Source organism: Bradyrhizobium sp. 1(2017), assembly GCF_011602485.2.
Lineage (GTDB): Bacteria > Pseudomonadota > Alphaproteobacteria > Rhizobiales > Xanthobacteraceae > Bradyrhizobium.
In genome coordinates this window covers 7186965-7212391 of sequence record NZ_CP050022.2, presented here as the reverse complement: position 1 = coordinate 7212391, position 25427 = coordinate 7186965, and the positions used below count along the sequence as shown (strand labels likewise).

Annotated in this window: 21 protein-coding genes; 9 read left to right on the top strand and 12 right to left on the bottom strand. The window is 64.2% G+C overall.

From position 1 onward, the window contains the following. Positions 1 to 14 precede the first annotated feature (14 nt). Positions 15 to 548: a MarR family winged helix-turn-helix transcriptional regulator gene (locus tag HAP40_RS34195; protein WP_166812988.1), complete on the top strand. Its 534-nt coding sequence runs from the start codon at positions 15 to 17 to the stop codon at positions 546 to 548. 38 nt (positions 549 to 586) lie between these two features. Here HAP40_RS34195 and HAP40_RS34190 read toward each other — a convergent pair whose 3' ends face one another. The 10 genes from HAP40_RS34190 to HAP40_RS34145 all read right to left on the bottom strand — a co-directional run bounded on the left by HAP40_RS34190 (position 587) and on the right by HAP40_RS34145 (position 11976). Then, the gene (locus HAP40_RS34190) at positions 587 to 1870 is read right to left on the bottom strand and encodes a glycerate kinase type-2 family protein (RefSeq protein WP_166812990.1); all 1284 of its coding nucleotides are present in this window, start codon (positions 1868 to 1870) and stop codon (positions 587 to 589) included. Between the two features lie 232 nt (positions 1871 to 2102). Further along, entirely contained in the window at positions 2103 to 3332 is a 1230-nt protein-coding gene (locus HAP40_RS34185) for an ABC transporter substrate-binding protein (RefSeq protein ID WP_166812992.1), read from the bottom strand. Between the two features lie 181 nt (positions 3333 to 3513). Continuing rightward, positions 3514 to 4743 (bottom strand): ABC transporter substrate-binding protein, encoded by a 1230-nt coding sequence (locus tag HAP40_RS34180; protein ID WP_166812994.1) that lies wholly within the window; start codon positions 4741 to 4743, stop codon positions 3514 to 3516. A 257-nt stretch (positions 4744 to 5000) separates the two neighbouring features. Beyond that, positions 5001 to 6227, bottom strand: a complete 1227-nt coding sequence (locus HAP40_RS34175) for an ABC transporter substrate-binding protein (protein ID WP_166812996.1) — start codon at positions 6225 to 6227, stop codon at positions 5001 to 5003. A gap of 119 nt (positions 6228 to 6346) precedes the next feature. Beyond that, the gene (locus tag HAP40_RS34170) at positions 6347 to 7582 is read right to left on the bottom strand and encodes an ABC transporter substrate-binding protein (RefSeq protein ID WP_166812998.1); all 1236 of its coding nucleotides are present in this window, start codon (positions 7580 to 7582) and stop codon (positions 6347 to 6349) included. A 39-nt stretch (positions 7583 to 7621) separates the two neighbouring features. Continuing rightward, positions 7622 to 8641 (bottom strand): branched-chain amino acid ABC transporter permease, encoded by a 1020-nt coding sequence (locus HAP40_RS34165; protein ID WP_166813000.1) that lies wholly within the window; start codon positions 8639 to 8641, stop codon positions 7622 to 7624. 2 nt (positions 8642 to 8643) lie between these two features. Beyond that, positions 8644 to 9522 (bottom strand): branched-chain amino acid ABC transporter permease, encoded by an 879-nt coding sequence (locus tag HAP40_RS34160; protein WP_166813002.1) that lies wholly within the window; start codon positions 9520 to 9522, stop codon positions 8644 to 8646. A 13-nt stretch (positions 9523 to 9535) separates the two neighbouring features. Then, entirely contained in the window at positions 9536 to 10249 is a 714-nt protein-coding gene (locus tag HAP40_RS34155; RefSeq protein WP_166813004.1) for an ABC transporter ATP-binding protein, read from the bottom strand. Beyond that, the gene (locus HAP40_RS34150; RefSeq protein WP_166813006.1) at positions 10246 to 11043 is read right to left on the bottom strand and encodes an ABC transporter ATP-binding protein; all 798 of its coding nucleotides are present in this window, start codon (positions 11041 to 11043) and stop codon (positions 10246 to 10248) included. Before HAP40_RS34150 ends, HAP40_RS34155 begins: the two co-directional genes overlap by 4 nt. Positions 11044 to 11109: 66 nt before the next feature. Further along, positions 11110 to 11976 carry an IclR family transcriptional regulator gene (locus tag HAP40_RS34145; RefSeq protein ID WP_166813008.1) on the bottom strand — a complete coding sequence of 289 codons (867 nt, stop codon included), beginning with the start codon at positions 11974 to 11976 and terminating at the stop codon, positions 11110 to 11112. 131 nt (positions 11977 to 12107) lie between these two features. On the opposite strand from HAP40_RS34145, the gene HAP40_RS34140 reads away from it, so the two are divergent. The 6 genes from HAP40_RS34140 (at position 12108) to HAP40_RS34115 (ending at position 20745) form a co-directional block, all read left to right on the top strand. Beyond that, the gene (locus tag HAP40_RS34140; RefSeq protein WP_166813010.1) at positions 12108 to 14204 is read left to right on the top strand and encodes a 3-hydroxyacyl-CoA dehydrogenase NAD-binding domain-containing protein; all 2097 of its coding nucleotides are present in this window, start codon (positions 12108 to 12110) and stop codon (positions 14202 to 14204) included. Positions 14205 to 14325: 121 nt separating this feature from the next. Further along, on the top strand, positions 14326 to 16008 hold the full coding sequence (gene pimA / locus HAP40_RS34135) for a dicarboxylate--CoA ligase PimA (protein ID WP_166813012.1): 1683 nt from the start codon (positions 14326 to 14328) through the stop codon (positions 16006 to 16008). Next, on the top strand, positions 16005 to 17192 hold the full coding sequence (locus HAP40_RS34130; RefSeq protein ID WP_166813014.1) for an acetyl-CoA C-acyltransferase: 1188 nt from the start codon (positions 16005 to 16007) through the stop codon (positions 17190 to 17192). The genes pimA and HAP40_RS34130 overlap by 4 nt, the downstream gene beginning before the upstream one ends. 137 nt (positions 17193 to 17329) lie before the next feature. Continuing rightward, positions 17330 to 18520, top strand: coding sequence for a pimeloyl-CoA dehydrogenase large subunit (gene pimC, locus HAP40_RS34125; protein ID WP_166813016.1), 1191 nt, complete (start codon positions 17330 to 17332; stop codon positions 18518 to 18520). 183 nt (positions 18521 to 18703) lie between these two features. Continuing rightward, positions 18704 to 19846, top strand: a complete 1143-nt coding sequence (gene pimD, locus HAP40_RS34120) for a pimeloyl-CoA dehydrogenase small subunit (protein ID WP_166813018.1) — start codon at positions 18704 to 18706, stop codon at positions 19844 to 19846. A 125-nt stretch (positions 19847 to 19971) separates the two neighbouring features. Further along, positions 19972 to 20745 (top strand): SDR family NAD(P)-dependent oxidoreductase, encoded by a 774-nt coding sequence (locus HAP40_RS34115; RefSeq protein WP_166813020.1) that lies wholly within the window; start codon positions 19972 to 19974, stop codon positions 20743 to 20745. Here HAP40_RS34115 and HAP40_RS34110 read toward each other — a convergent pair. Both HAP40_RS34110 and HAP40_RS34105 read right to left on the bottom strand, forming a co-directional pair. Continuing rightward, a complete protein-coding gene (locus HAP40_RS34110; protein ID WP_166813022.1) occupies positions 20729 to 21697 on the bottom strand; it encodes a hypothetical protein in 969 nt (322 codons plus the stop codon). The genes HAP40_RS34115 and HAP40_RS34110 overlap by 17 nt on opposite strands. Next, positions 21627 to 22985: an MBOAT family O-acyltransferase gene (locus HAP40_RS34105; protein WP_166813024.1), complete on the bottom strand. Its 1359-nt coding sequence runs from the start codon at positions 22983 to 22985 to the stop codon at positions 21627 to 21629. Before HAP40_RS34105 ends, HAP40_RS34110 begins: the two co-directional genes overlap by 71 nt. Positions 22986 to 23248: 263 nt before the next feature. Between HAP40_RS34105 and HAP40_RS34100 the strand changes: the two genes are divergently transcribed. Both HAP40_RS34100 and glpK read left to right on the top strand, forming a co-directional pair. Next, positions 23249 to 23569, top strand: a complete 321-nt coding sequence (locus HAP40_RS34100; RefSeq protein ID WP_246741225.1) for an endonuclease domain-containing protein — start codon at positions 23249 to 23251, stop codon at positions 23567 to 23569. A gap of 305 nt (positions 23570 to 23874) precedes the next feature. Beyond that, on the top strand, positions 23875 to 25380 hold the full coding sequence (gene glpK / locus HAP40_RS34095; protein ID WP_166813026.1) for a glycerol kinase GlpK: 1506 nt from the start codon (positions 23875 to 23877) through the stop codon (positions 25378 to 25380). Positions 25381 to 25427: the final 47 nt, after the last annotated feature.

Genomic DNA, 25427 nt, shown 5'->3' with positions numbered 1-25427 from the left:
ACGAGCACGAGGCGATGACCGTTTCCAAGACCGCTGAAAAGTCCTCCGACAAGCCGGCCGACCCGGTCAAGGGTCGCAAGGACGCGGCCGAACCGCAAGGTCAGGGTTCTGCGGAGGCGCTCCAGCTCGGCGAGCTCTCCGAACAGCTCGGCTATGTCCTGAAGCGGGCGCAGCTCAAGGTGTTCGAGAACTTCCTGCGCTGCATGGTTTCGCTCCAGCTCACGCCGGCGCAATTCTCCGTGCTGCTGCTGGTTGAGAAGAATCCGGGCCGTAACCAGACCGAGATCGCCTCGACGCTCGGCATCCTCAGGCCGAACTTCGTGGCGATGCTCGACAATCTCGAGAGCCGCGACCTATGCGCGCGGATCCGCTCCACCAACGACCGCCGCTCGCATATCCTGGTGCTCACCGACAAGGGCAAGGCGGTGCTGGCCCGCGCCAAGAAGCTCGTTGCCACCAAGCACGAGGCGCGGCTGAACGACCTGCTCGGGCAGAGCAACCGCGAAGCCTTGATCACGATGCTCGCGAAGATCGCAAACGAGTTTTGACTGTTGCCCTCCCCTGGAGGGGGAGGGTCAGCGTGACCTCAATCCACCAAAATCACTCTGACATCATTCACGTTGGTCAGCGTCGGGCCGGGCTGAAGCAGATCCCCCGTGGCCTCGAAGAACGTGGTCGCGTCGTTGTTGTCGAGATAGGCCTGCGGCTCGAGCCCCTGTGCCTTCATCTTCGCGAAAGTCACGGCATCGATCAGCGCGCCGGCGGGGTCGGTGGGATGGCCGGCGCCGCCATCGGCGCCGTCGGTATCGCCGGCCAGTGCCGAGATGCCGACGGTGTTCTTCAGGAGGCTGGCGAGTGCCAGCGCGTATTCCTGGTTCGGTCCGCCGCGTCCATTGCCGCGCACGGTGACCGTGAGCTCGCCGCCGGAGAGGATCGCGACGCGCTTGCCTTGCGCGCGGGCCTGAAGCGCGAGCCTGACATGATCGGCGGCGACCTCGCGCGCCTCGCCTTCGAGATCGGCGCCGAGATTGATGGTCTCGTAACCGGACTCGTGCGCGAGCTTCACTGCTGCGTCGAGCGATTGCTTGGGCCGCGCGATCAGCTCGAAATGCGCGCGCGCAAACGCCGCATCGCCAGGCTTGCAGCTTTCATTGGCGGGATCGTCGAGCGCGCTACGCGCGGCATCGTCGATGGCGAGCTTGTATTTCGCGACGATCGCGCGCGCATCGGCCAGCGTGGTCGGATCGGGCACGGTGGGGCCGGAGGCGATCGCGGACGGATCGTCGTGGGGCACGTCGGAGATCGCCAGCGTCACGATCTCGGCGGCGTTCCTGCCGGCCCGTGCCAGCCGGCCGCCCTTGATCCGCGAGAGATGCTTGCGCACGACGTTCATCTCGCCGATCGGCGCGCCCGAGCGGAGCAGCGCCTTGTTGACGGCCTGCTTCTGCGCGAAGCTGACGCCCTCCACCGGCGCGATCCAGTTCGCCGAGCCGCCGCCGGTGAGCAGCACCAGCAGCAGATCGTCCGGGCCGGCCTCGCCCGCGAGCGCGAGCGTGTCGGCCGCGCCCTTGAGGCCAGCCTCATCAGGAACGGGATGGCCGGCCTCGACCACGCGGATGCGGCGCGTCGGCACGCCGTAGCCGTGGCGCGTGGTGGCGATGCCGACGAGGCGCTCCGGCGCGAGTCCCAGGGCGTCGAGATAGTGCCGCTCCGCAGCCGCGGCCATCGCGCCCGCGCCCTTGCCGGCGGCGAGGCAGATCACGCGGCCCTTGGGCGCGGGGCGCAGATGCGGCGCCAGCACGACGTTGGGATGGGCAGCGGCAACGGCGGCGTCGTAGAGCGCGCGGAGCAAGGGACGGCGATCGGTCATGACGAGGGGGCCTTGATACACTGAAGAACTTGACACTGAAGAACTTGGCAGACGGGAACACGTCGGCGGCAGGCGCCGCCAGTCACATGCCTACCGCATCAGGCGCGAAAGCGTAAGCAGGCTTTGCCGTCATTCGATTGTGCAATCGCGTGATCACGATCGGCGCGCGGCAAAAAGCCCTCCGCGATAAACTCGCGGAGGGCCCTTTGGAGCACGCGGATCCAGCTGTAGGCTAGCCGCCGGCGTCGGCGCTGATCACGTCACCGAACAGATCCCACTTGTCGCCCTTGAACTTCATGAGCTGCAGCGAGCTGATCGGTGCGAAGTCGTTCGCGCCAGTGTTGATCTTGATGCCGGGCAACAGCACCTCGGTGCGGAAGTCCTTCAGGCTTGCCGCCTGCTTCATGACGTTCTCGCGCGTGAGATTGTCGCCGCACTTCTTCAGCACTTCGACCAGCGTCTGTGCCACGCCGTAGCCGACGATGGTGCCGCCGTCGAGCTTGTCGCCTTCGGGGAAGTACTTCGTCATGAACTCCAGGAAGGCTTTCATGCCGGCGTCGTCCTTCCACTGCGGATCGGACACGTCCTTCAGATAGGCGGCAGAGATGATGTCCTGCGAATTCTCGAACCCGGCGGGCTTGATCACGCTGCCGACCGAGGCCGAGACGTTGTTGAGGAAGTGGGTCGGCTTCCAGCCGATCTCGGAGATCTTCTTGATCGCCTGCGCCGCGAATTTCGGCGTGGTGATGTTGACGAAGACGTCGGCGCCGGTCGCCTTCAGCTTGACGATGTGATTGTCGATGGTCGGCTCCGAGGTCTCGTAGCTTTCCTCCAGCACGATCATGCTTGCGGCCTTGGCGCCGAGGCCGTCCTTCAGGCCCTTCAGGTAGTCCTTGCCGTAATCGTCGTTCTGGTAGAGCACGCCGATCTTGGCGTTCGGCATGGTCTTCATGATGTATTTCGCGTAGATCTGCGTCTCGCTCTGGTAGTTGGGCTGCCAGCCCATCGTCCAGGGAAAAGCTTGCGGATCGTTCCACTTGGTGGCGCCGGTCGCGACGAACAGCTGCGGCACCTTCTTGGAGTTCATGTATTTCTGGATCGCCGAGTTCGGCGGGGTGCCGAGCGAGTTGAAGACGAGCAGCACCTCGTCGCTCTCGACCAGCTTGCGCGCCTGCTCCACCGTCTTGGGCGGCGAATAGGCGTCGTCGTAGGAGACGAAATTGATCTTGCGGCCGTTGATGCCGCCCTCTTCGTTGACCTTCTTGAAATAGGCGGCCTCGGTCCGTCCGATGATGCCGTAGGCGGAGGCCGGTCCGCTGTAGGGCATGATGTTGCCGATCTTGATCTCGGTGTCGGTCGCGCCGGTATCGTATTTCTTCTGGGCCGATGCGGTCGACGTCGTGGCCGCAAAAAGCGCGAGCGCAAGTGATGCGGCCGCAAGCTTGCCGGTGACAGCGGGCATTCCAAATCTCCCTATTTTTCTTGATGTGTGCGCGTTCCTTTTCTTGGCTTGATTGTTTTTGGTGACGCGGTCGCAATTCAATACGATTTGCCCGAAAGCTTCAAGGAAAAGCCCCTGCGGCAACGCCGCAGGGGCTGCGCCTTTAGTCGATTTGAGCCGTATCTTCGGCGACTGGTTAATGTCAGCCGCCGACGTCGCCGCTCAAAATGTCGCCAAATCGCTCCCAATGCTCGCCCTTGAAACGGATCAATTGCAGCTGCGAGAGCGGGGCGAAGTCGCTGCCCGAGGTGTTGACCTTGATGCCGGGCAGCAGGCCGGCCGGCTCGTAATCCTTGATGCTGGCGGCCTGCTTCATGACGTTCTCGCGGGTCAGATTGTCGCCGCAGGCCTTCAGCACCTGAACGAGACCTTGGCTCACGATGTAGGCGTACATCACCGAGGCGTCGGCGCGGTTCGCTTCCGGATAATACTTATCCAGGAATTCGTTCCAAACGATCATCGCCGCGTCGGACTTCCATTGGGCGTCGGTCGGGTCCTTGAAATATTGCGAGGAGACGATGTCCTGCGCGTTCTCGAAGCCGGCCGGCTTGATCACGGCGCCGATCGAGCCCGAGACGTTGTTGAGGAAATGCAGCGGCTTCCAGCCGAGCTCGGCGTTCTTCTTGATCGCCTGCGCCGCGAATTTCGGCGTGGTGATGTTCATGAAGACGTCGGCGCCGGAGGCCTTCAGCCTCACGATGTGCGAATCGATGGTCGGCTCGGAGACCTCGTAGCTGTCCTCGATGACGATCATCGAGGCCGCCTTGGCGCCGAGCCCGTCCTTGAAGCCCTTCAGATAGTCCTTGCCGTAATCGTCGTTCTGATAGAGCACCGCGATCTTGGCGTCGGGCTTGTTCTTCAGGATGTACTTGGCGTAGATGACGGTCTCGCTCTGGTAGTTCGGCTGCCAGCCCATCGTCCACGGGAAGGCTTGCGGATCGTTCCATTTGGTGGCGCCGGTGGCGACGAACAGCTGCGGCACCTTCTTCTGGTTCATGTATTTCTGAATCGCCGAGTTCGGCGGCGTGCCGAGCGAATTGAAGATCAGCAGCACCTCGTCGCTCTCGACCAGCTTGCGCGCCTGCTCCACGGTCTTCGGCGGCGAATAGGCGTCGTCATAGGAAACGAAGTTGATCTTGCGGCCGTTGATACCGCCTTCCGCGTTGATCTTGCGGAAATAGGCCTCCTCGGTCTTGCCGATCACGCCGTAGGCGGAAGCCGGTCCGCTGTAGGGCATGATGTTGCCGATCTTGATCTCGGTGTCGGTCGCGCCGGTGTCGTATTTCTTCTGCGCGAACGCCGTCGTGGACAGGGTGGCAGCCAGTACGAGGGCAGCCGAGAAGGCCCCCAATCGCACATGCATTGCAGGCATCTTGATCTCCCTAGGTCGGTTGAATGTGTCGTGTTCTTGATTGGAAGCGATCTTTTCGCGTCGCTTCGGCACACATTGAATACCCTTCTCGGGCGGCCAGCAAGGAGAACGCCGCGCCGGCGCGGCCGCAGCAAGGCGCTCTTTTTTCGAGAGGATGCGGAATATTCCGGCGCGCGAGATGAGGCGCGTCGCCGCTCAGCGACGCACAAGTTGTCGCGTGGAATACAAGCTATTTTGAATTGCGCGCCTGCGCGGCTTCAATGGCCGAGCTGGCTCGAGATGATGTCGCCGAACAGCTCCCACTTCCTGCCCTTGAAGCGCATCATCTGCAGCTGTTCGATCGGAGCGAAATTGTCCGGTGCGGTGTTGATCTTGATGCCGGGCAGCAGCGTGTCGGGCTCGAAATCCTTCAGGCTTGCGGCCTGCTTCATGACGTTTTCGCGGGTGAGATCGTCACCGCACATCTGCAGCACCTTCACCATGGTCTGCGCCGCGGCATAGCCGAACACCACGCCGGCATCGAGCTTGTTGGCCTTGGGCTCGTACTGCGCGAGGAAATTGTAGAACTTCTTCATGCCGTCGTCGGCGTTCCACTGCGGATCGGACCCGTCCTTGGCGTAGCTCGCCGACAGGATGCCTTGCGAGATCTCCAGGCCTGCCGGCTCCAGCACGCCGCCGACCGAGGCCGAGACGTTGGAGATGATCTGCATCGGATGCCAGTTGATCTCCGCCGCCTTCTTGATCCCCTGCGCCGCGAATTTCGGACTGGTGATGCTGATGAAGATATCGGCGCCCGTGGACTTCAGCTTCACGACGCGCTCGTCGATCGCCGGCTCGGAGGTGTCGTAGGCTTCTTCCCGCACGATCATCGAGGTCTTGGGTCCGAGGCCCTCCTTCAGCCCCTTCAGATAGTCCTTGCCGAAATCGTCGTTCTGGTAGAGCACGGCGATCTTTCCGTCCGGCTTCTCCTTCATGATGTACTTGGCGTAGATGCGTGCCTCGCTGACGTAGCTCGGCTGCCAGCCCATGGTCCAGGGATATTGCTTGGGGTCGTTCCACTTCGAGGCGCCGCTCGCCACGAACAATTGCGGCACCTTCTTGTCGTTCATGTATTTGCGGATGGCACTGTTGGTGGACGTGCCGAGCGAGCCGAAGATCAGCAGCACGCCGTCACCCTCGACCAGCTTGCGCGCCTGCTCCACCGTCTTCGGCGGCGAATAGGCGTCGTCATAGGAGATGAACTTGATCTTGCGGCCGTTGATGCCGCCCTCGGCGTTGATCATGTTGAAATAAGCCTCTTCGGTCTTGCCGATCACGGCATAGGCGGAGGCGGGGCCGCTATAGGGCATGATGTTGCCGAGCTTGATCTCGGTGTCGGAGGCGCCGATGTCGTATTTCTTTTGCGCCAGCGCTCCGCTGCTCATTGCGGTGCACAACGCGAATGCGGCCAGAATGGTCGCAACCTGAAGACGAACGGCAGCCATTGTTCTCCTACCCCGAGATGGATCGGCGCCGCATTGAACAAGATTGACGCCTTCCGTCAACAAAAAGCCCCCGCGGTCGCCCGCGGGGGCTTTTCGACTTCAATTATAGCGTCAGCGTGTCACTCGGAGGCGACGTCGCCGCTGATGATCTCGCCGAACAGTTCCCACTTCTCGCCCTTGAAGCGCATCATCTGGAGCTGCGCAATCGGGGCGAAGTCGGTGGCGCTGGTGTTGATCTTGACGCCGGGCAGCAGCGTGTCCGGAGCAAAATCCTTCAACGCCGCCGCCTGCTTCATGATGTTGGCGCGGGTGAGATCGTCACCGCACATCTCCAGCACCTTGGCGAGCGTCGAGGCGGCGCCATACCCGTAGACCATGCTGGTGTCCGACTTGTCGGCGCCAGGCATGTACTTGTCGACGAACTCGTTCCACTTCTTCATGCCGGGGTCGTTGGCCCACTGCGGATCCGTCGAATCCTTGGCATAGGCTGCCGACAGCACGCCCTGCGCGTTCTCGAAGCCGGCGGGCTTCATCACGCTGCCGACCGAGATCGACACGTTGGTGAGGATCTGCAGCGGCTTCCAGCTGAGCTCGGCGGTCTTCTTGATGGTCTGGGCGGCGAACTTCGGCGTGGTGTAGATCAGCAGCACGTCGGGATTGGCGGCCTTGATCTTGACGATGTGGCCGTCGATCGACGGCTCGGACACCTCGTAGCTCTCCTCCATGATGATCATGGACGAGGCCTTGGCGCCGAGGCCGTCCTTGGTGCCCTTGAGGTAGTCTTTGCCGAAATCGTCGTTCTGGTAGAGGATCGCGACCTTGGCGTCCGGCTTCTCCTTCATCAGCCATTTCGCGTAGATCTGCGCTTCGCTCTGGTAGGAGGGCTGCCAGCCGATGGTCCAGGGGAAGTTCTTCGGGTCGTTCCACTTGGTGGCGCCGGTGGCGACGAAGAGCTGCGGGATCTTCTTGGCGTTGAGGTACTTCTGGATCGCCGTGTTCGAGGGCGTGCCGAGCGGGTTGAACACCACCAGCACCTCGTCGCTTTCGACCAGCTTGCGGACCTGCTCGACGGCCTTCGGCGGCGAATAGCCGTCGTCATAGCTGACGAAGTTGATCTTGCGGCCGTTGATGCCGCCCTTGTCGTTGATCATCCGGAAATAGGCTTCTTCGGTCTTGCCGATGACGCCATAGGCCGACGCCGGACCGCTGTACGGCATGATGTTGCCGATCTTGATCTCGGTATCGGACGCGCCGGTGTCGTATTTCTTTTGGGCGAGTGCAGCGCCGGAGGTGAGGGCAATGGCCGCCGTTGCCGTAACCAGCGCGGCGGCTCGCAGTGTTCTTCCAAAACGCAATTCGGTCTCCTTCTTCAATGAACGCCTTGATGAGAGTCTTCAGTTCTTTCTGAGCTTGCCGGCGAGTTGCTGGCCCAGGATCGCGATCTGCCTCGAGCCGTGCGGCACCAGGTAAATGACGAGGAACAACAGTACGCCGAACACCGCGCCGGAGAGGCCTTTTGAGATGCTCTCCGCCATGTTCGGCACGAAGATGATGAAGGCCGCGCCGACGAACGAGCCGGGCAACCAGCCGACGCCGCCGACGACCATGCCGAGGAACAGCGAGATCGCCAGCGTGATGGTGTAGCTGTCCGGCGCGACGAATTGCACGGCGATGGCGCCGAGCGAGCCGGCAACGCCGGTGATGCCGGCGGACACCCCGAAGGCCAGCGTCTTGTACAGCGCGACGTTGACGCCCATCGATGAGGCCGCGATCTCGTTGTCGCGGATCGCCATGAAGGCGCGGCCCGAGCGGGAGCGCAGCAGGTTCACCGAGAAGATGTAGATCGCGAGCGTCACGGCGAGGGTGAAGTAGTACAGCCACATGTCCTGCGACATCGGCAGGCCGAACGGCGCATCGGGCTTGGTGACGACGAGACCCTGCACGCCGCCGGTCCAGTGCTCGAGGAAATTCAGCTTCAACAGCTGAGGCATCGCGGTGGCGAGCGCGAAGGTCGCGAGCGCGAGATAGACGCCCGACAGCCGCAGCGCCGGCTTGCCGAACAGGTAGCCGAATCCGAAGCAGACCGCAGCGGAAATCGGAATGGTCAGCGCGTAGTTGACGTTGGCATGCTCCATCAGCACCGCGGACACATAGGCGCCGACCGCGTAGAACGCGCTCTGGCCGAGCGAGAACTGGCCGGAGCCGCCGGTCAGGATGTTCAGCGCCAGCACGGCGAGCCCGTAGATCAGGAGCATCGTCATCTGGAAGATGACGAAATTCTTGACGAACACCGGCACGATCAACAGCGCCACCAGCACCACCAGCGAGGTGCCTGTGCCCAGCGTCATGGCCCGCTTCGGAACCGCCTCGACCGCCTCGTGGCCTTCGCCAACGACTTCTTCTGCTGCGCTCATGATCAAACTCGCTTGACGATTTGCCGGCCGAACAGGCCGGCGGGTTTGACGACCAGGACGGAGATGATCAGCGCGAGCGCGATCGGGAGTTTCAGCTCGTTGCCGACGCCGGGAATGTAGGTGCCGGCAAGGTTCTCGAAGATGCCGACCAGGAAGCCGCCGACGACGGCGCCGAACGGGCTCGACAGTCCGCCGAGCACCGCGGCGGCGAAGCCGTAGATCAGGACGCCGCCCATCATGTTGGGCTCGAGGAACACGACCGGCGCGATCAGCATGCCGGCGATCGAGCCGATCGCGGTCGCCATGCCCCAGCCGAGCGCGATCATCCAGCTCGTGTTGATGCCGACGAGGCGGGCCGATTCAGGCACCGACGCGGCGGCGCGCATCGCAAGACCGATGCGGGTGTACTGAAAGAAGAAGTACAGGCCGAGCAGCAGCAGCACGGTAACGCCGATCATGCCGGCCTGGTGCGTCGAGATCAGCTGGCTGCCCAGGAAGGGCGAGGAGCCGAACGGGGTCGGGTACTGCTTGATGGTGAAGTCCCAGATCAGGCCGGCCGACGAGTTGATGATCGCGAACAGCGCGATGAAGCCGGCGACGTTGGTCAGCACCGGCGCCTTGGCGAGCGGCTTGAACAGGATGCGCTCGATCGCGATGCCGGCGACGAAGGAGAATGCCAGCGTGATCAGGAAGGCGGCCCAGTAGGACACGCCCCACTGCATCAGCTGCCAGGAGATGAAGGTCGAGAACATCGCCATCTCGCCCTGCGCGAAGTTGAGATGGTCGATGGCCTGGTAGATCATGACCACGGCGAGCGCCATGCAGGCATAGATCGCGCCCGTGGCGATGCCGGCCAGGACCTGGTTGGTGAACAGCTCCATTGTCCCGGCTCCCTCAGTAACCCAGATAGGATTTGCGGATTTCTTCGTTGTTCGCGATGTCCTTGGCCTTGCCGGACATCACGATGCGGCCGGTCTCGATCACGTAGGCCTGGTCGGCGAGCTCGAGCGCGAGCTGCGCGTTCTGCTCGACCACCAGGATCGACACCTTGTCCTCGCGGTTGATCTTGCCGAGGATACCGAACAGGTCGCGCACCACCAGCGGCGCGAGGCCGAAGGACGGCTCGTCGAGCAGCATCAGCCGCGGCCGCAGCATCAGCGCGCGGGCGACCGCGAGCATCTGCTGCTCGCCGCCGGACAGCGTGCCGGCCTGCTGGGTGTGCCGCTGCTTCAGGACCGGGAAATGCGCGTACATGCGCTCGATGTCGGAGATGATGCCGGCGCTGTCCTTGCGGGTGATGGCCCCCAACTGGAGATTCTCCTCCACCGTCATGGTGGTGAAGGTGCCGCGGCCCTGCGGCACATGGGCGATGCCGAACCGCACGATGTTCTCGGTCGAGCGGTTGTTCAGCGGTTTGCCGTCGAACTCGATCGCACCGGTGGAGCGCACCATGTTGCAGATCGCGCGCAGCGTGGTGGTCTTGCCGGCGCCGTTGGCGCCGAGCAGCGTCACGAGCGAGCCCTCATTGAGCGAGAAGGACAGGCCGTGGAGCGCCTGGACCTGGCCGTAATAGGCGCGCAGGTCCTTGACGTTGAGCAGCGTCGTCATTGGTCCTTGCTCCCGAGATAGGCCTTGATGACGTCCGGGTCCGCCTGCACCTGGGCGGGCGTGCCTTCCGCGAGCTTCTTGCCGAAATTCAGCGCGACGACGTGGTCGGCGATCGACATCACGAGACCCATGTGGTGCTCGACCAGGAGCACGGTCATGTGGCGCTCATCGCGGATGCGGCGGATGAGATCGCCGAGCACGTGGACTTCCTCGTGGTTGAGGCCGCCGGCCGGCTCGTCGAGCAGCAGGATCTTCGGATCGGCCGCGAGCGCGCGCGCCAACTCGACGCGCTTCTGCGTGCCGAAGGGCAGGCCGGAGACGATGGTGTGGGCGACGTCCTCGAGGTCGAGATAGGCGAGGATCTCGTGCACCTTCTTGTTGACGGTGGTCTCGCTGCGCCGGACCCAGGCAAGCTTCAGGGAGTCGCTGATGATGTCGCTGGAGGTCTTCGAATGTGCGCCGACGCGGACGTTGTCCATCACCGACAGATTCGGAAACAACGCCACATTCTGGAAGGTGCGGCCGATGCCGATCTCGGCGATCCGGTGCGGCGGACGCGACAGGATGCTCGTGCCTTCCATCAGGATGTCGCCGGACGACGGCTGGTACAGCCGCGAGAGGCAGTTGAATAGCGTGGTCTTGCCGGCGCCGTTCGGGCCGATCAATCCGAGGATCTGGCCCTTGTGCATGTCGAAGGACACGCCGTTGAGCGCAATGATGCCGCCGAACACGACGCTGACGTCGCGAACGGCGAGCAGGGGCGATGTCCCCCGCGCGAGCTGTGCCTGCGTCATCTCGTCTCGCCCACGCGATTGAGTGGGCAAAGGGGCGATGCGAACCGCTCCCGGTGATGACAAAGGCTATCTGATCCCCTCGGCCACACGTGCAACTCTTCCTCCTGATTTCAGCTTTTTGCTGATTTCTTTTTTGGATTGCGGCATCAGACCCCCGAGTGCCGCTTCGATGTTCCTTACCATCGTGAGCAGACGCGGTCCAATGTCGTTGATCAAACGCTCTTCCGTGAAACGGAATGCGGGCGCACCGCAATTGAACGCGTAGGGCCCGGTTCCGTCGTTGAGCTTGAGCGCGACGCCTGCGGCGCCGATGTCGTCGTGCCAGTCGCCGACGGAGATCGCGAAGCCGTATTTCGCCACGGTCTCGCCGGAGCGTTCCAGTCCATCGCGCATCTTGGGCCAGCGGCTGCCGTAATGCTCGCGCAGCAGACGCGAGAGCTCGGCGCGATCGTCGGAATCGAGCGCCCAGAAATAGGCGCGCCCCATCGCGCTGGTTGCAATCGGCACGCGGGAGCCGACGTCAAGTTGAACGCCGACCGTCTCGGTGCCGCGGCTCTGCCCGAAATAGATCATGCTGTGACGATCGCGGCCGCCGACGGCGACCGCGCCGCCGGTCGCGCGCATCACGTCCTCGCGAAACGGCTCGGACAAATGCCGAACACCGAGATTGGCGAGCGCGGCGTAGCCGAGCGACATGGCGGCCGGCGTGAGCTGGTACTTCTCGAAACGGGGAACCGGCGTCAAATAGCCGAGCTTGGTCAGCGTATAGGTCAGCCGCGACACGGTCGGCTTGGGCAGATTTGTCCGCGCCGCGATCTCTTGATTGCCGAGAAGGCCGTCATTGGGTTGGAATGCGCGCAATACGTCCAGTCCGCGGGAAAGCGCGACGACGAAATTCCGATCGGTCGCAGTCTTCTTTCCTGTACGCTTCATCCCTGATCTGCTTCTTGCGCGGAGTCGTTGACAACGTCCGTGCTTCAAAATAACCCTGCCGTCAAGATGCGGAATTAAATTCCGCACCGCGAAATCGACAAAAGCATATAGCCCCACCAAGGAGGGACACCGTGAGCGAAGTGGTCAAGCTTGAGCGTCATGACGAAGTCGGTATCGTCACGGTCAACAGTCCTCCGGTCAATGCGCTGAGTGCCGCAGTCCGGGGCGGCATTCTGGAGTGCATCAAGGCTGCGGTCGCCGATCCCGCCATCAAGGGCATCGTGCTGACCTGCGCCGGGCGCACCTTCATCGCGGGCGCCGACATCACCGAATTCGGCAAGCCGCCGAAGCCGCCGGGGCTCAACGACGTATTGTCCGAAATCGAGAACTCGCCGAAGCCGGTCGTCGCCGCGATCCACGGCACCGCGCTCGGCGGTGGCCTCGAGGTCGCGCTGGCCTGTCATTTCCGCGTCGCCGTGAAGGAAGCCAAGCTCGGCCTGCCCGAGGTGAAGCTCGGCCTGCTGCCGGGCGCCGGCGGCACCCAGCGCCTGCCGCGCGCGGTCGGCCCGGAGCTCGCGGTCAAGATGATCGTCGGCGGAGATCCCATCGGCGCCGCCGAGGCGCTGAAGGCCGGCCTGATCGAGGAAATCGTCGAAGGCCCGGCCTCCGGCGGCGAGGCCTTCGTGCGCAAGCTGCTCGCCGAGAAGCGTCCGCTGCGCCGCCTGCGCGACGACGATTCCAAGATCGCCGCCGCCAAGGCCGACCGCTCGATCTTCACCAACGCCGTTGCCGCCATGACCAAGAAGTCGCGCGGCCTGGAAGCGCCGTTCGCCGCCGCCGACGCCGTCGGCTACGCGATCGACCTGCCGTTCGACGAAGGCCTGAAGAAGGAGCGCGAGGGTTTCCTCAAGCTCGTCGCCGGCGACCAGTCCAAGGCGCAGCGCTACGCCTTCTTCGCCGAGCGCGAGGCCAACAAGATCGCGGGGGTTCCTGAGGGCACCAAGTCGCGGCCGGTGAATCGCGTTGCCATCCTGGGCGCGGGTACCATGGGCGGCGGCATCGCGATGTCCTTTGCCAATGCCGGCGTTCCCGTCACGCTGATCGAGACCGGCGAGGAGCAGCTCAAACGCGGTATGGGCATCATGCAGAAGAACTGGGAAGCGACCGCCGCGCGCGGCGGCATCCCGGCCGATGCGCCTGCCAAGCGCATGGCGCTGATCAACGGTGTCGTCGGCATCGAGAATGTCGGCGATGCCGATCTCGTCATCGAGGCCGTGTTCGAGACCATGGCGGTGAAGAAGGAAGTGTTCGGCAAGCTCGACCAGTACGCCAAGCCGGGCGCCGTGCTCGCCTCCAACACCTCCTATCTCAACATCGACGAGATCGCGAAGTCCACCAAGCGCCCGCAGGACGTGCTCGGCATGCACTTCTTCTCGCCGGCCAACGTCATGAAGCTGTGCGAGATCGTACGCGCCGACAAGACCGCGCCGGATGCGCTCGTGACGGCCGTCTCGATCGCGCGCAAGATCGCGAAGGTGCCGGCCGTGGTCGGCGTCTGCGACGGCTTCGTCGGCAACCGCATGCTCGCCCAGCGCGGCAAGCAGTCGGAAAAGCTGCTGTTCGAAGGTGCCTTGCCGCAGCAGGTCGATGCCGTGGTGACGAAGTTCGGCATGCCGATGGGTCCGTTCGCGATGAGCGACCTCGCCGGCCTCGACATCGGCTGGCGCTCGCGGAAAGATCGCGGCATCAAGTCGGAGATCGCGGACGCGCTCTGCGAAGCCGGCCGCTTCGGCCAGAAGACCGGCAAGGGCTACTACAAGTATGAAGCGGGCAGCCGCTCGGCGCTGCCCGATCCGGAGGTCGAGAAGCTGATCGACGAGACGCTTGCCCGTCTCGGCCGCAAGAAGCGCGTCGTCAGCGACGACGAGATCCTCGAGCGCATGATGTATCCAATGATCAACGAGGGTGCGAAGATCCTCGAAGAGGGCATCGCCGCGCGCCCGTCCGACATCGACGTGGTCTGGCTCTACGGCTATGGCTGGCCGATCTACCGCGGCGGCCCGATGTTCTGGGCCGACAGCGTCGGCCTGAAGCACATCGCCGATCGCCTGGCCTTCTACGCCAAGGAGACCAACGATCCGAGCCTCGAGCCTGCCCCGCTGCTGAAGAAGCTCGCGGCGGAAGGCAAGACGTTCGCCTCGCTGGCGGCGCCGTCGAAGGCGGCGTGATTGGGATTGCTCCCGCTTGTGTCGTTCCGGGGCGCCCACAGGGCGAACCCGGAACCTCGAGATTCCGGGTTCGGCTCTCCGAGCCGCCCCGGAATGACGGTCTGTGTGGTTTAGAGAAGCAATGACCCATCCCGGCGAACAGTTTTACCCCGAAGGCGTGCGTTGGGACGACACCATCGTCCAGGGCTCGCTACCCGACCTGCTGTCGAAAGCTGCCGCCGATTACGGCCCGCGCACCGCGCTGGAGTTTCGCGATCGTCCGATCACCTACACCGAGCTTGCCGAGAGGGCCGAGCGCGCGGCTGCGGCGTTCTTGCGCGCCGGCTGCGGCAAGAACTCCTCCGTCGCGCTGTTCCTGGGCAACACGCCGGATCACCCCGTCAATTTCTTCGGTGCGCTGAAGGCCGGCAGCCGCGTCGCGCATCTCTCCCCGCTCGACGGCGAGATCGCGCTGACGCACAAGGTCTCCGATTCAGGCTCGCGCCTGCTCGTCACCTCCAACCTCGCCGCATTGCTGCCGACGGCGCTGAAATTCCTGGAGAAGGGCCTGATCGATCGCCTCGTCGTCTGCGAAGACGACGATTGGGGCAAGGTCGGCACGCCGCAGGCAACGATCCCCAGCGATCCCCGCATCGTCACCTTCAAGGCCTTCGTCGAGGGCGCGGCCGCGCCGGCGGCATGGCCCAAGGTGACGGCCGACGACGTCGCGCTGCTGCAATATACCGGCGGCACCACCGGCCTGCCCAAGGGCGCCATGCTGACGCATGGCAATCTCACCTCGGCGGTGTCGATCTACGACGTCTGGGGCAAGCCGTCGCGCGCCGCGCGCGGTGACGTCATCGAGCGCGTGATCTGCGTGCTGCCGCTGTTCCACATCTATGCGCTCACCGTCGTGCTGCTGTCCTCGCTCAGCCACGGCAATCTGATCTCGCTGCACCAGCGCTTCGACGTCGAGGCCGTGATGCGCGACATCGAGGTCAAGCGCGCGACGTACTTTCCGGGCGTGCCGACGATGTGGATCGCGATCGCCGCGCTGCCCGATCTCGACAAGCGCGATTTCTCCTCGCTTGCCACCATCGGCTCCGGCGGTGCGCCGCTGCCGGTCGAGGTCGCCAACTTCTTCGAGCGCAAGGTCGGCAAGAAGCTGCGCAGCGGCTGGGGCATGACCGAGACCTGCTCGCCCGGCACCGGCCATCCGCCCACCGGCCCCGAGAAGCCCGGCTCGATCGGCCTGATGCTGCCCGGCATCGAGCTCGACGTGGTCGCGCTGGACGATCCGAGAAAAGTGCTGCCGCCGGGCGATGTCGGCGAGATCCGCATCAAGGGTCCGAACGTCACCAAGGGCTATTGGAACAGGCCGGAGGGCTCCGCGGATGCCTTCGTCGACGGCCGCTTCCTCACCGGCGACATCGGCCACATGGATGCGGACGGCTATTTCTTCCTGGTCGACCGCAAGAAGGACATGATCATCTCCGGCGGCTTCAACGTCTATCCGCAGATGATCGAGCAGGCGATCTACACCATACCGGGCGTGCACGAGGTCATCGTGCTCGGCATCCCCGACCAGTATCGCGGCGAAGCCGCCAAGGCCTTCATCAAGCTGAGACCCGAGGCTAAGCCGTTCTCGCTCGACGAGCTGCGCAGCCAGCTCACCGGGAAGCTCGGCAAGCACGAATTGCCGGCCGCGGTCGAGTTCGTCGACGATCTGCCGCGCACGCCGGTCGGAAAGCTGTCGCGGCACGAGTTGCGCCAGCAGCAGAAACCGTCACAATCCGCTCAATCATCATCAGGAGGTCGCTCTTGACCGACGCCGTCATCGTTTCCACCGCCCGCACCCCGATCGGCAAGGCCTATCGCGGCATGCTCAACGCCACCGAGGGTGCGACCCTGCTCGGCCATGCCATCGGCGAGGCCGTCGCCCGCGCCAAGGTCGATCCCAAGGAGGTCGAGGACGTCGTCATGGGCGCCGCCCTCCAGCAGGGCGCGACCGGCGGCAACATCGCCCGCAAGGCGCTGCTCCGCGCCGGCCTGCCCGTCACCGTCGCCGGCACCACCATCGACCGGCAATGCGCCTCGGGCCTGCAGGCCATCGCGCTCGCCGCGCGCTCGGTGATCTTCGACGGCGTCGAGATCGCGGTCGGCGGCGGCGGCGAGTCGATTTCGCTGGTGCAGAACGACAAGATGAACGGCTTCCATGCCCAGGACCCGGCGCTGCTCAAGATCAAGGGCGAGGTCTACATGCCCATGATCGACACCGCCGAGGTCGTCGCCAAGCGCTACGGCATCTCGCGCGAGAAGCAGGACGAATATTCGCTGGAGAGCCAGCGCCGCACTGCGGCCGCCCAGCAGGGCGGCAAGTTCAAGGACGAGCTCGCGCCGATCACCACCACGATGGCGGTGACCGACAAGGCGACCGGTGCCGTGTCGATGAAGGAAGTGACGCTGTCGCAGGACGAGGGCCCGCGCCCGGAGACCACCGCCGAGGGCCTCGCCGGCCTCAAGCCCGTGCGCGGCGACGGCTTTTCGATCACCGCCGGCAATGCCAGCCAGCTCTCCGACGGCGCCAGCGCCTCCGTGATCATGAGCGACAAGGAAGCTTCCAAGCGCGGCCTCAAGCCGCTCGGCATCTTCCGCGGCTTCGTCTCCGCCGGCTGCGAGCCGGACGAGATGGGCATCGGCCCGGTCTTCGCCGTGCCGCGCCTCTTGAAGCGCCACGGCCTCACCGTCGACGACATCGGCCTCTGGGAGCTCAACGAAGCCTTCGCGGTGCAGGTGCTGTATTGCCGCGACAAGCTCGGCATCGACCCCGAGAAGATCAACGTCAATGGCGGCGCGATCTCGGTCGGCCACCCCTATGGCATGTCCGGCGCGCGCCTGACCGGCCACGCCTTGATCGAAGGCCGCCGCCGCAAGGCGAAGTACGCGGTCGTCACCATGTGCGTCGGCGGCGGCATGGGCGCGGCAGGATTGTTCGAGGTGTTGCAGTAGCCGTCGTCCTGGCGAAAGCCAGGACCCATACTCCGCAGCAGGGGTTTGGGCACAGACAGCAGTTGCCTTCGCAAAACGAAGGCCGGTGGTAATGGGTCCTGGCTTTCGCCAGGACGACGAGGAAACAGGAGGATCCGATGGATCTCGCATTCACGAAAGAAGAGCAGGCGTTTCGCGAGGAAGTGCGGCAGTTCTTCCGCGACAACGTGCCGCCGGATACGCGGCGCAAGATGGTCGAGGGCCGCCACCTCTCGAAGGACGAGATGGTGACGTGGTGGCGCATCCTCAACAAGAAGGGCTGGGGCGTCAGCCACTGGCCGACGCAATATGGCGGCACGGGCTGGACATCCGTGCAGCACTACATCTTCAACGAGGAGCTGCAGTCCTATCCGGCGCCGCAGCCGCTCGCCTTCGGCGTCAGCATGGTCGGCCCCGTCATCTACACCTTCGGCAACGAGGAGCAGAAGAAGAAGTACCTGCCGCGCATCGCCAATGTCGACGATTGGTGGTGCCAGGGCTTCTCCGAGCCCGGCTCCGGCTCCGACCTCGCCTCGCTCAAGACCAAGGCCGAGCGCAAGGGCGACAAGTGGATCATCAACGGCCAGAAGACCTGGACCACGCTCGCCCAGCACGCCGACATGATCTTCTGCCTGTGCCGCACCGACAACAACGCCAAGAAGCAGATGGGCATCTCCTTCATCGTGTTCTCGATGAAGTCGAAGGGCGTCACCGTGCGCCCGATCCAGACCATCGACGGCGGCGTCGAGGTCAACGAGGTCTTCTTCGACGACGTCGAGGTGCCTCTCGAGAACCTGATCGGCGAGGAGAACAAGGGCTGGGACTACGCCAAGTTCCTGCTCGGCAATGAGCGCACCGGCATCGCGCGCGTCGGCGTCTCCAAGGAGCGCATCCGCCGCATCAGGGATCTCGCCTCCAAGGTCGAATCCGGCGGCAAGCCGATCATCCAGGATCCCGCCTTCCGCGAGAAGCTCGCGGCGTGCGAGATCGAGCTGAAGGCGCTCGAGCTCACCCAGCTCCGCGTCGTCGCCGACGAAGGCAAGCACGGCAAGGGCAAGCCGAATCCGGCCTCCTCGGTGCTGAAGATCAAGGGCTCCGAGATCCAGCAGACCACCACCGAGCTGCTGATGGAAGTGATCGGCCCGTTCGCGGCGCCTTACGATCTGCACGGCGACGACGGCTCCAACGAAGCCATGGACTGGACCGCCCAGATCGCGCCGAGCTACTTCAACAACCGCAAGGTCTCGATCTACGGCGGCTCCAACGAGATCCAGCGCAACATCATCGCCAAGGCGGTGCTGGGGCTGTGATCTGCTCCTTCTCCGCCGAGGCGGGGAGGCACTTTCTCCACCGTCATTCCGGGGCGCGACGAAGTCGCGAACCCGGAATCCATCGGGCAACACGTTCAAAGGCAAAATGGATTCCGGGTCTTCCCCTTCGGGCCATCCCGGAATGACGAAGCCAAATAAGTCCGGGTACGAGGAACGAAAGAAATGGATTTTGACCTGAACGAGGAGCAACGGCTTCTCAAGGAAAGCATCGACGGCCTGCTGACCGATTCCTACGATTTCGAGCAGCGCAAGAAATACATGAAGGAGAAGGGCGGCTGGAGCAAAACGGTCTGGCTCAAGCTCGCCGAGCAGGGCCTGCTCGGCCTCCCGTTCAGCGAGGCCGATGGCGGCTTCGGCGGCGGCGGCGTCGAGACCATGATCGTGATGGAGGCGCTCGGCAAGGCGCTGGTGCTCGAGCCATATCTGGCGACGGTCGTGATCGGCGGCGGCTTCCTGCGCCATGCCGGCTCCGACGCGCAGAAGGCCGCGTACGTGCCCGGGATCATCGACGGCAGCAAGACGCTGGCCTTTGCCCAGCTCGAGAAGAACTCGCGCTACGACCTCTTCGACGTCTCGACGACGGCGAAGAAGAAGGGCGACGGCTGGGTGATCGACGGCGAGAAGTTCGTCGTGCTCAACGGCGAGAATGCCGACACGCTTCTCGTCACCGCCCGCACCAAGGGCGATCGCCGTGACAAGACCGGCATCGGCGTGTTCCTGGTCCCCGCCAACGCCAAGGGCGTCGGCAAGAAGGGCTATCCGACCCAGGACGGCCTGCACGCCGCCGACATCACCTTCACAGGCGTCGAGGTCGGCGCGGATGCGGTGCTCGGCAACCCCGAGGATTCCCTCGCCTTGATCGAACGCGTGGTCGACGAGGCCCGCGTTGCACTTTGCGCGGAGGCGGTCGGCCTGATGGACGAGTCGCTCAAGACCACCGTCGAGTATATCAAGACCCGAAAACAGTTCGGCGTCGCGATCGGCTCGTTCCAGTCGCTCCAGCACCGCGCCTCCGACATGTTCGTCGCGGCCGAGCAGGCGCGCTCGATGTCGATGTTCGCGACCATGGCGAGCGATTTCGACAACGCCGGCGAGCGCTCCAACGCCATCGCCGCGGCCAAGGTGCAGATCGGCAAGTCGCTGAAATTCGTCGGCCAGCAGTCGATCCAGCTCCACGGCGGCATCGGCATGACCATGGAGGCGAAGATCGGCCACTACTTCAAGCGCCTCACCATGATCGAGAACTCGTTCGGCGACACCGACTACCACCAGCGCCGCGTCGCCGACGCGGGCGGGTTGATCTGACGCCTTGGCGTCATCCCGGGGCGCGCGTAGCACGAACCCGGGATCTCGCGCCACAACCTCTGGATTCCGGGTTCGCGACTTCGTCGCGCCCCGGAATGACGAAGAAGAGAGGGAGCCCAACACCAATGAAAAACACCCCGTTCGATCTCACCGGAAAAGTCGCCGTGGTCACCGGCTCCAGCCGCGGCATCGGCCGGTCCTCCGCGGAGCTGCTCGCCAGGCTCGGGGCCAAGGTCGTGGTCTCCTCGCGCAAGGCCGACGCCTGCAAGGAGGTCGCCGACGGCATCAAAGCGGCCGGCGGCGATGCCATCGTCATTCCCTGCAACATCGCGCGCAGGAACGAGGTCGAGGCGCTGATCGCAGGCAGCACCAAGCATTACGGCAAGATCGACATTCTCGTGTGCAACGCCGCGGTGAATCCGTATTACGGCCCGCTGCTCGACATCACGGACGAAGCCTTCGACAAGATCATGGGCTCGAACGTCAAGAGCAACATCTGGCTCTCCGCGCTCGCGATCCCGCAAATGGCCGAGCGCGGAGGCGGCTCCGTGATCATCATCTCCTCGATCGGGGGCCTGCGCGGCTCCACCGTGATCGGCGCCTACGGCATCTCGAAGGCCGCGGATTTCGCGCTGTGCCGCTCGCTCGCCGGCGAATGGGGCCCGAAGGGCGTTCGTGTCAATTGCATCGCGCCGGGCCTGGTCAAGACCGATTTCGCCCGCGCACTGTGGGAAGACGAAGTCAACCTCAAGCGACGCACCGCGACCACGCCGCTCCGCCGCATCGGCGAACCCGACGAGATCGCCGGCGCCGTCGCCTATCTCGCCTCGGATGCCTCGAGCTTCATGACCGGACAGACCATCGTCATCGACGGCGGCGTGACTACCGCGGCGGTGTAGCCGCCGGCCGCCCGGCAAGCGCGCCCTCGATCGCGCGCACGACCATCAGGGCCGATCGCTCGTCGAGATGGATGCCGTCGTCCCAGCGTAGTTCTCTCGTCGGAGGATTGACTGTCAGCCAGAGCGCGGGGTCCGGAAAGGCCTCGTGGACGATCTCCTTGGTTGTCCGGACGAAGCGAGAGTCCTCGACCTCCGGTGCGAACGGAACATGGATTAGAAAGGCCCGGGTACCGCGCCGCTGCATATCGTCGATGAGCGTCCTGAGGAGGGCGACATTCGCGCGCGTCGGTACGGTCGGGTCGTCTCCGTTCATCTGGTCCACCGCGCGGTCGAGATAAACCTTGTTGTCGAAGGTAGCAGGCGACCGACTGAGCAGGCGATCCTGTTCGGCGCGCGCATGCTCGCGGCTCGGCGCGGCGTGACTCCAGCTCTCATACGCTGCGATCGCAGTTCGTACCGGGCGCAGAAGCTGCGTTTGCGCGCCCGCGCCGCTTGAAAACGTCTCGATCAGCGCGGAGTCCGGCGCGCGACTGAGAACATTCGTCTCGATCAGGACGACCTTCGGCAGCCTGGCCTGCCGCGCGACGATCTCGAGCCCGGTTACCGGCGAGCCGCCGGCCAACGCCAGATTGCGGACGCCGGGCAGCGAGAAATACTCCTCCTTGAGACGCCATGCGACCGAGCTGCCGACCAGCACCATCTCAGGCGTGGGCTCGCGCACATAGCGGTTGAGGGTGATGAGGCTGCCGTCGCGGGTCGTGACGGCCGGCTGCTGCAGGGCCGAACCGAAGCGTGCGGTGGCGAGGCCACAGGCCAGCAGCAGCGCCGCCGCGACGCACGTGCACTTGATCATCCAAAAATGCGCTGAATCCTGCCGCATGTCAGAACTGGAAGTAGATGAAGGCACTGTCGGGCCCGGCTTCGAGATAGGCAAGCGCTGCCAGCGCACCATAGAGATACGGCTCCCATCGTCGCAACCTTCCTTCGATGAGCGCGCCGATGCCGGCATGCTGGAGGATCACGGGCAGGGCGTAGAGCAAGGCGAGATTATAGAACAGCTTCGGCGGATTGGGCGCGTCCGTCGCGACGAACATTCCCCCGAGGTATCCGAGGGCGTGGTCGAAGTTCGGCAGCTTGAAGAAGATCCAGAGCATCGTGACGCAGAAGAAGACGATGCCCATCCGGATCACCCGCACGACACGATTTCCATCGCCGAGAAGCTTCAGGAACGGCCGCTCGATGACGAGCAGCAGCCCGTGCGCCATGCCCCACAGCGCGTAGCTCAGGCTCGCGCCATGCCAGAGGCCGCCGAGCGTCATCACGATCATCAGGTTGAGATAGGTTCGCCCTGGACCATGCCGGTTGCCGCCGAGGGGAATGTACAGATAGGTCCTGAGCCAGGTCGACAGGGAGATATGCCAGCGCGTCCAGAACTCCGAGAACGATGTCGAGATGTACGGCAAATTGAAGTTCACGGGCAGGCGATAGCCGAACAGCAGACCGAGACCGAGCGCGATGGCGGAGTAGCCGAAGAAGTCGGCGTAGATCTGGTAGCTGTAGAGGAACACGAGCAGCCAGCGGTCCTGCGTCCGCAGCGTCTCGTAGAGCGGGAAGTCCATATAGGACGTCATCTCGTTGAGATTGTTCGCCACATACAGCTTGAAGAAATAGCCGACGAGAATCCATTTCGCGGCTTCGACGAAGGCGACGTCGCCGAGCCGCTTGGGAACGATTTGCGGCATGAACTGGGTTGCGCGCGTGATCGGTCCGGACACCAGCTGCGGGAAGAAGATGATGTAGAGGAACACCTCGCGCAGGCGTGCCGGGCGTTTCTCGCGCGTCAGGTCGACCAGCAGGCTGATGTTGTGGAACACGAAGAACGAGATGCCGATCGGCAGCGGCAGCCGCAGCAGGAAGTCGACCGGCGCGACGCCGGTCAGATGAGTGGCGCCGGCGTCGACGAACAGGAACTTGTATTTGAAGAACGCCAGCAGGCCGAGATTGAAGACGATGCCGGCGGGCATCCAGACGGTTCGGTTCTCGAATGCGAGCACCAGGCAGACATGGGTTCCGAGCACCGCGACGAGCAGCAGCGGCAGCAGCTCGGGCTGTCCGAACCCGTAGAAGAACACGCTCGCGGCCACGAGCAGCTGCACCTGGAAGCCGCGCAGCGGCGGCAGATAATAGGCGCCGAACACCACCGCGACGAAGATGCCGAACTGAAAAGAGGTGAATGTCATGCCGCCCCGTTTCCCCGGCCGCATGTAGCATCTTCGCGGATACGGTCATAGCCCTGCCCCTTCCCAGAGGTGAGGGAACGACGTGTGGTTGCCGCGACACGACGTTTCACTTACCCTCCACTGAAGGGAGAGGGGCGGCTCGCAATGTGCGAATCACAGGGCGAGGCGGGGTAGGATGAAGCCGCAAAAATGTTCTCTACATTTATCCGGCGCGCAGCCGCAAAAAAGCTGAGAGCCAATACGACGCCGCACGAGCGCAAGCTGTGGCGAGCTCTCAAGGATTTTCCGATCGAAGGAGCTCGCACTTCCGCCGGCAGGCTCCGATCGGTCGATACGTCGTCGACTTCTTCTGTCCAGCAAAGCGCCTGATCATCGAGCTCGATGGCGGGCATCACAACGAGGATGATATCGCCAAACGAGACCTCGAACGCCAACGCTGGCTCGAGAACGAAGGCTATCGCGTTGTTCGATTCTGGAACTCGGAGGTCACAACCGATCTGACCGCCGTTCTGGAACGCATCTATATCGAGCTGTACGGATCGCTTGAGGCCGAAACCAACCCGTTGAAACACCGCCGAACCTAGCGGTTTGGGCGACACTTCTCTTACCCTCCCCTGGAGGGGGAGGGTCGCTGCGCATGTAATGCGCAGCGGGGTGGGGTGGCAGACCATCCACAAATGCGGTGCTCCCGAATGCGTAGCGGAGATGCTCTTGGCGACGTAAGCGAGACCGCCTTTGTGGCTTCACCCCACCCCGCCCGCGCTTCGCGCGATCGACCCTCCCCCTCCAGGGGAGGGTAAGCGGACAGCCGCCTTGACCTCTTGCCGGCAATCCCGTTTCTTTGGCGCGACACAATGATCCCTCCGGGGAAACACCAAGGTAAGCCGCCATGTCTTTCGTCCTCGCCATCGACCAGGGCACCACCTCTTCGCGCGCGATCGTGTTTCGCGGCGACATTTCCATTGCGGCGAAGGCGCAGCAGGAGTTTCCGCAGCATTTCCCGGCTTCGGGCTGGGTCGAGCACGAGCCCGAGGACATCTGGACCTCGACCGTGATGGTGTGCCGCGACGCGATCGAGCAGGCCGGCATCACCGCAAAGGACATCGCCGCGATCGGCATCACCAATCAGCGCGAGACCACCGTGGTGTGGGATCGCGCTACGGGCCAAGCCGTGCACCGCGCCATCGTCTGGCAGGACCGCCGCACGGCCGATATCTGCGCCAGGCTCAAGGCCGACGGCCGCGAGCCCGTGATCTCCAAGAAGACCGGCCTGATCATCGATCCCTATTTCTCCGGCACCAAGGTCGCCTGGATCCTCGACCACGTCCCCGGTGCGCGCGCCCGCGCCGCGCGCGGCGAATTGATGTTCGGCACCGTCGATTGCTACCTGCTCTGGCGCCTCACCGGCGGCAAGGTGCACGCCACCGACGCCACCAACGCCTCGCGCACGCTGCTGTTCAACATCCACACCGGCCAGTGGGACGACGAGCTCCTGGAGATCATCGGCGTGCCGCGCTCGATGCTGCCCGAGGTGAAGGATTCTTCGGCGCGTTTTGGCGAGAGCACGCCTGATCTGTTCGGCGGCCCCATCGCCATCTCGGGCATTGCCGGCGACCAGCAGGCCGCAACCATCGGTCAGGCCTGCTTCCGCCCGGGCATGATGAAGTCCACCTACGGCACCGGCTGCTTCGCGTTGCTCAACACCGGCACCACGCCCGTGGTGTCCAAGAACAAGCTGCTCACCACCGTCGCCTATCAGCTCGATGGCAAGCGCACCTATGCGCTGGAAGGCTCGATCTTCGTCGCCGGCTCCGCGGTGCAATGGCTGCGCGACGGCCTCGGCATCATCAAGCACGCCGCCGAGACCGGCCCGCTTGCCGACCAGTCGGACTCCATGCAGAGCGTCTATCTCGTCCCCGCTTTCGTCGGCATGGGCGCGCCCTACTGGAATCCGCGCGTGCGCGGCGCGCTGTTCGGCCTCACCCGCAACACCGGCCCCGCCGAGCTCGCCCATGCCGCGCTGGAAAGCGTCTGCTACCAGACCTTCGACCTCTGGGCCGCGATGCGTGCTGACTGGCCGAGCTCTGAAACCGCCAGCGTCGTGCTCCGCGTCGATGGCGGCATGACCGCCTCCGACTGGACCATGCAGCGCCTCGCCGATTTGTTGAATGCGCCGGTCGACCGCCCCGTGATCCAGGAAACCACGGCATTGGGTGCCGCCTATCTCGCCGGCCTCCAGGCCGGCGTCTATCCCGAGCCGACCAAATTCGCCGACAATTGGCGCCTCGAGCACCGCTTCAAGCCGAACATGAGCCAGGCCACGCGCGAGCGCAAGCTCGCGGGATGGGCGCGCGCGGTGAAGGGCGTGCTGGCCAGCGACGAGGGCGAGGGGTAACTCTGGTCTTCCCGGCGAAGGCCGGGACCCATACCGCGAGGTCTTTC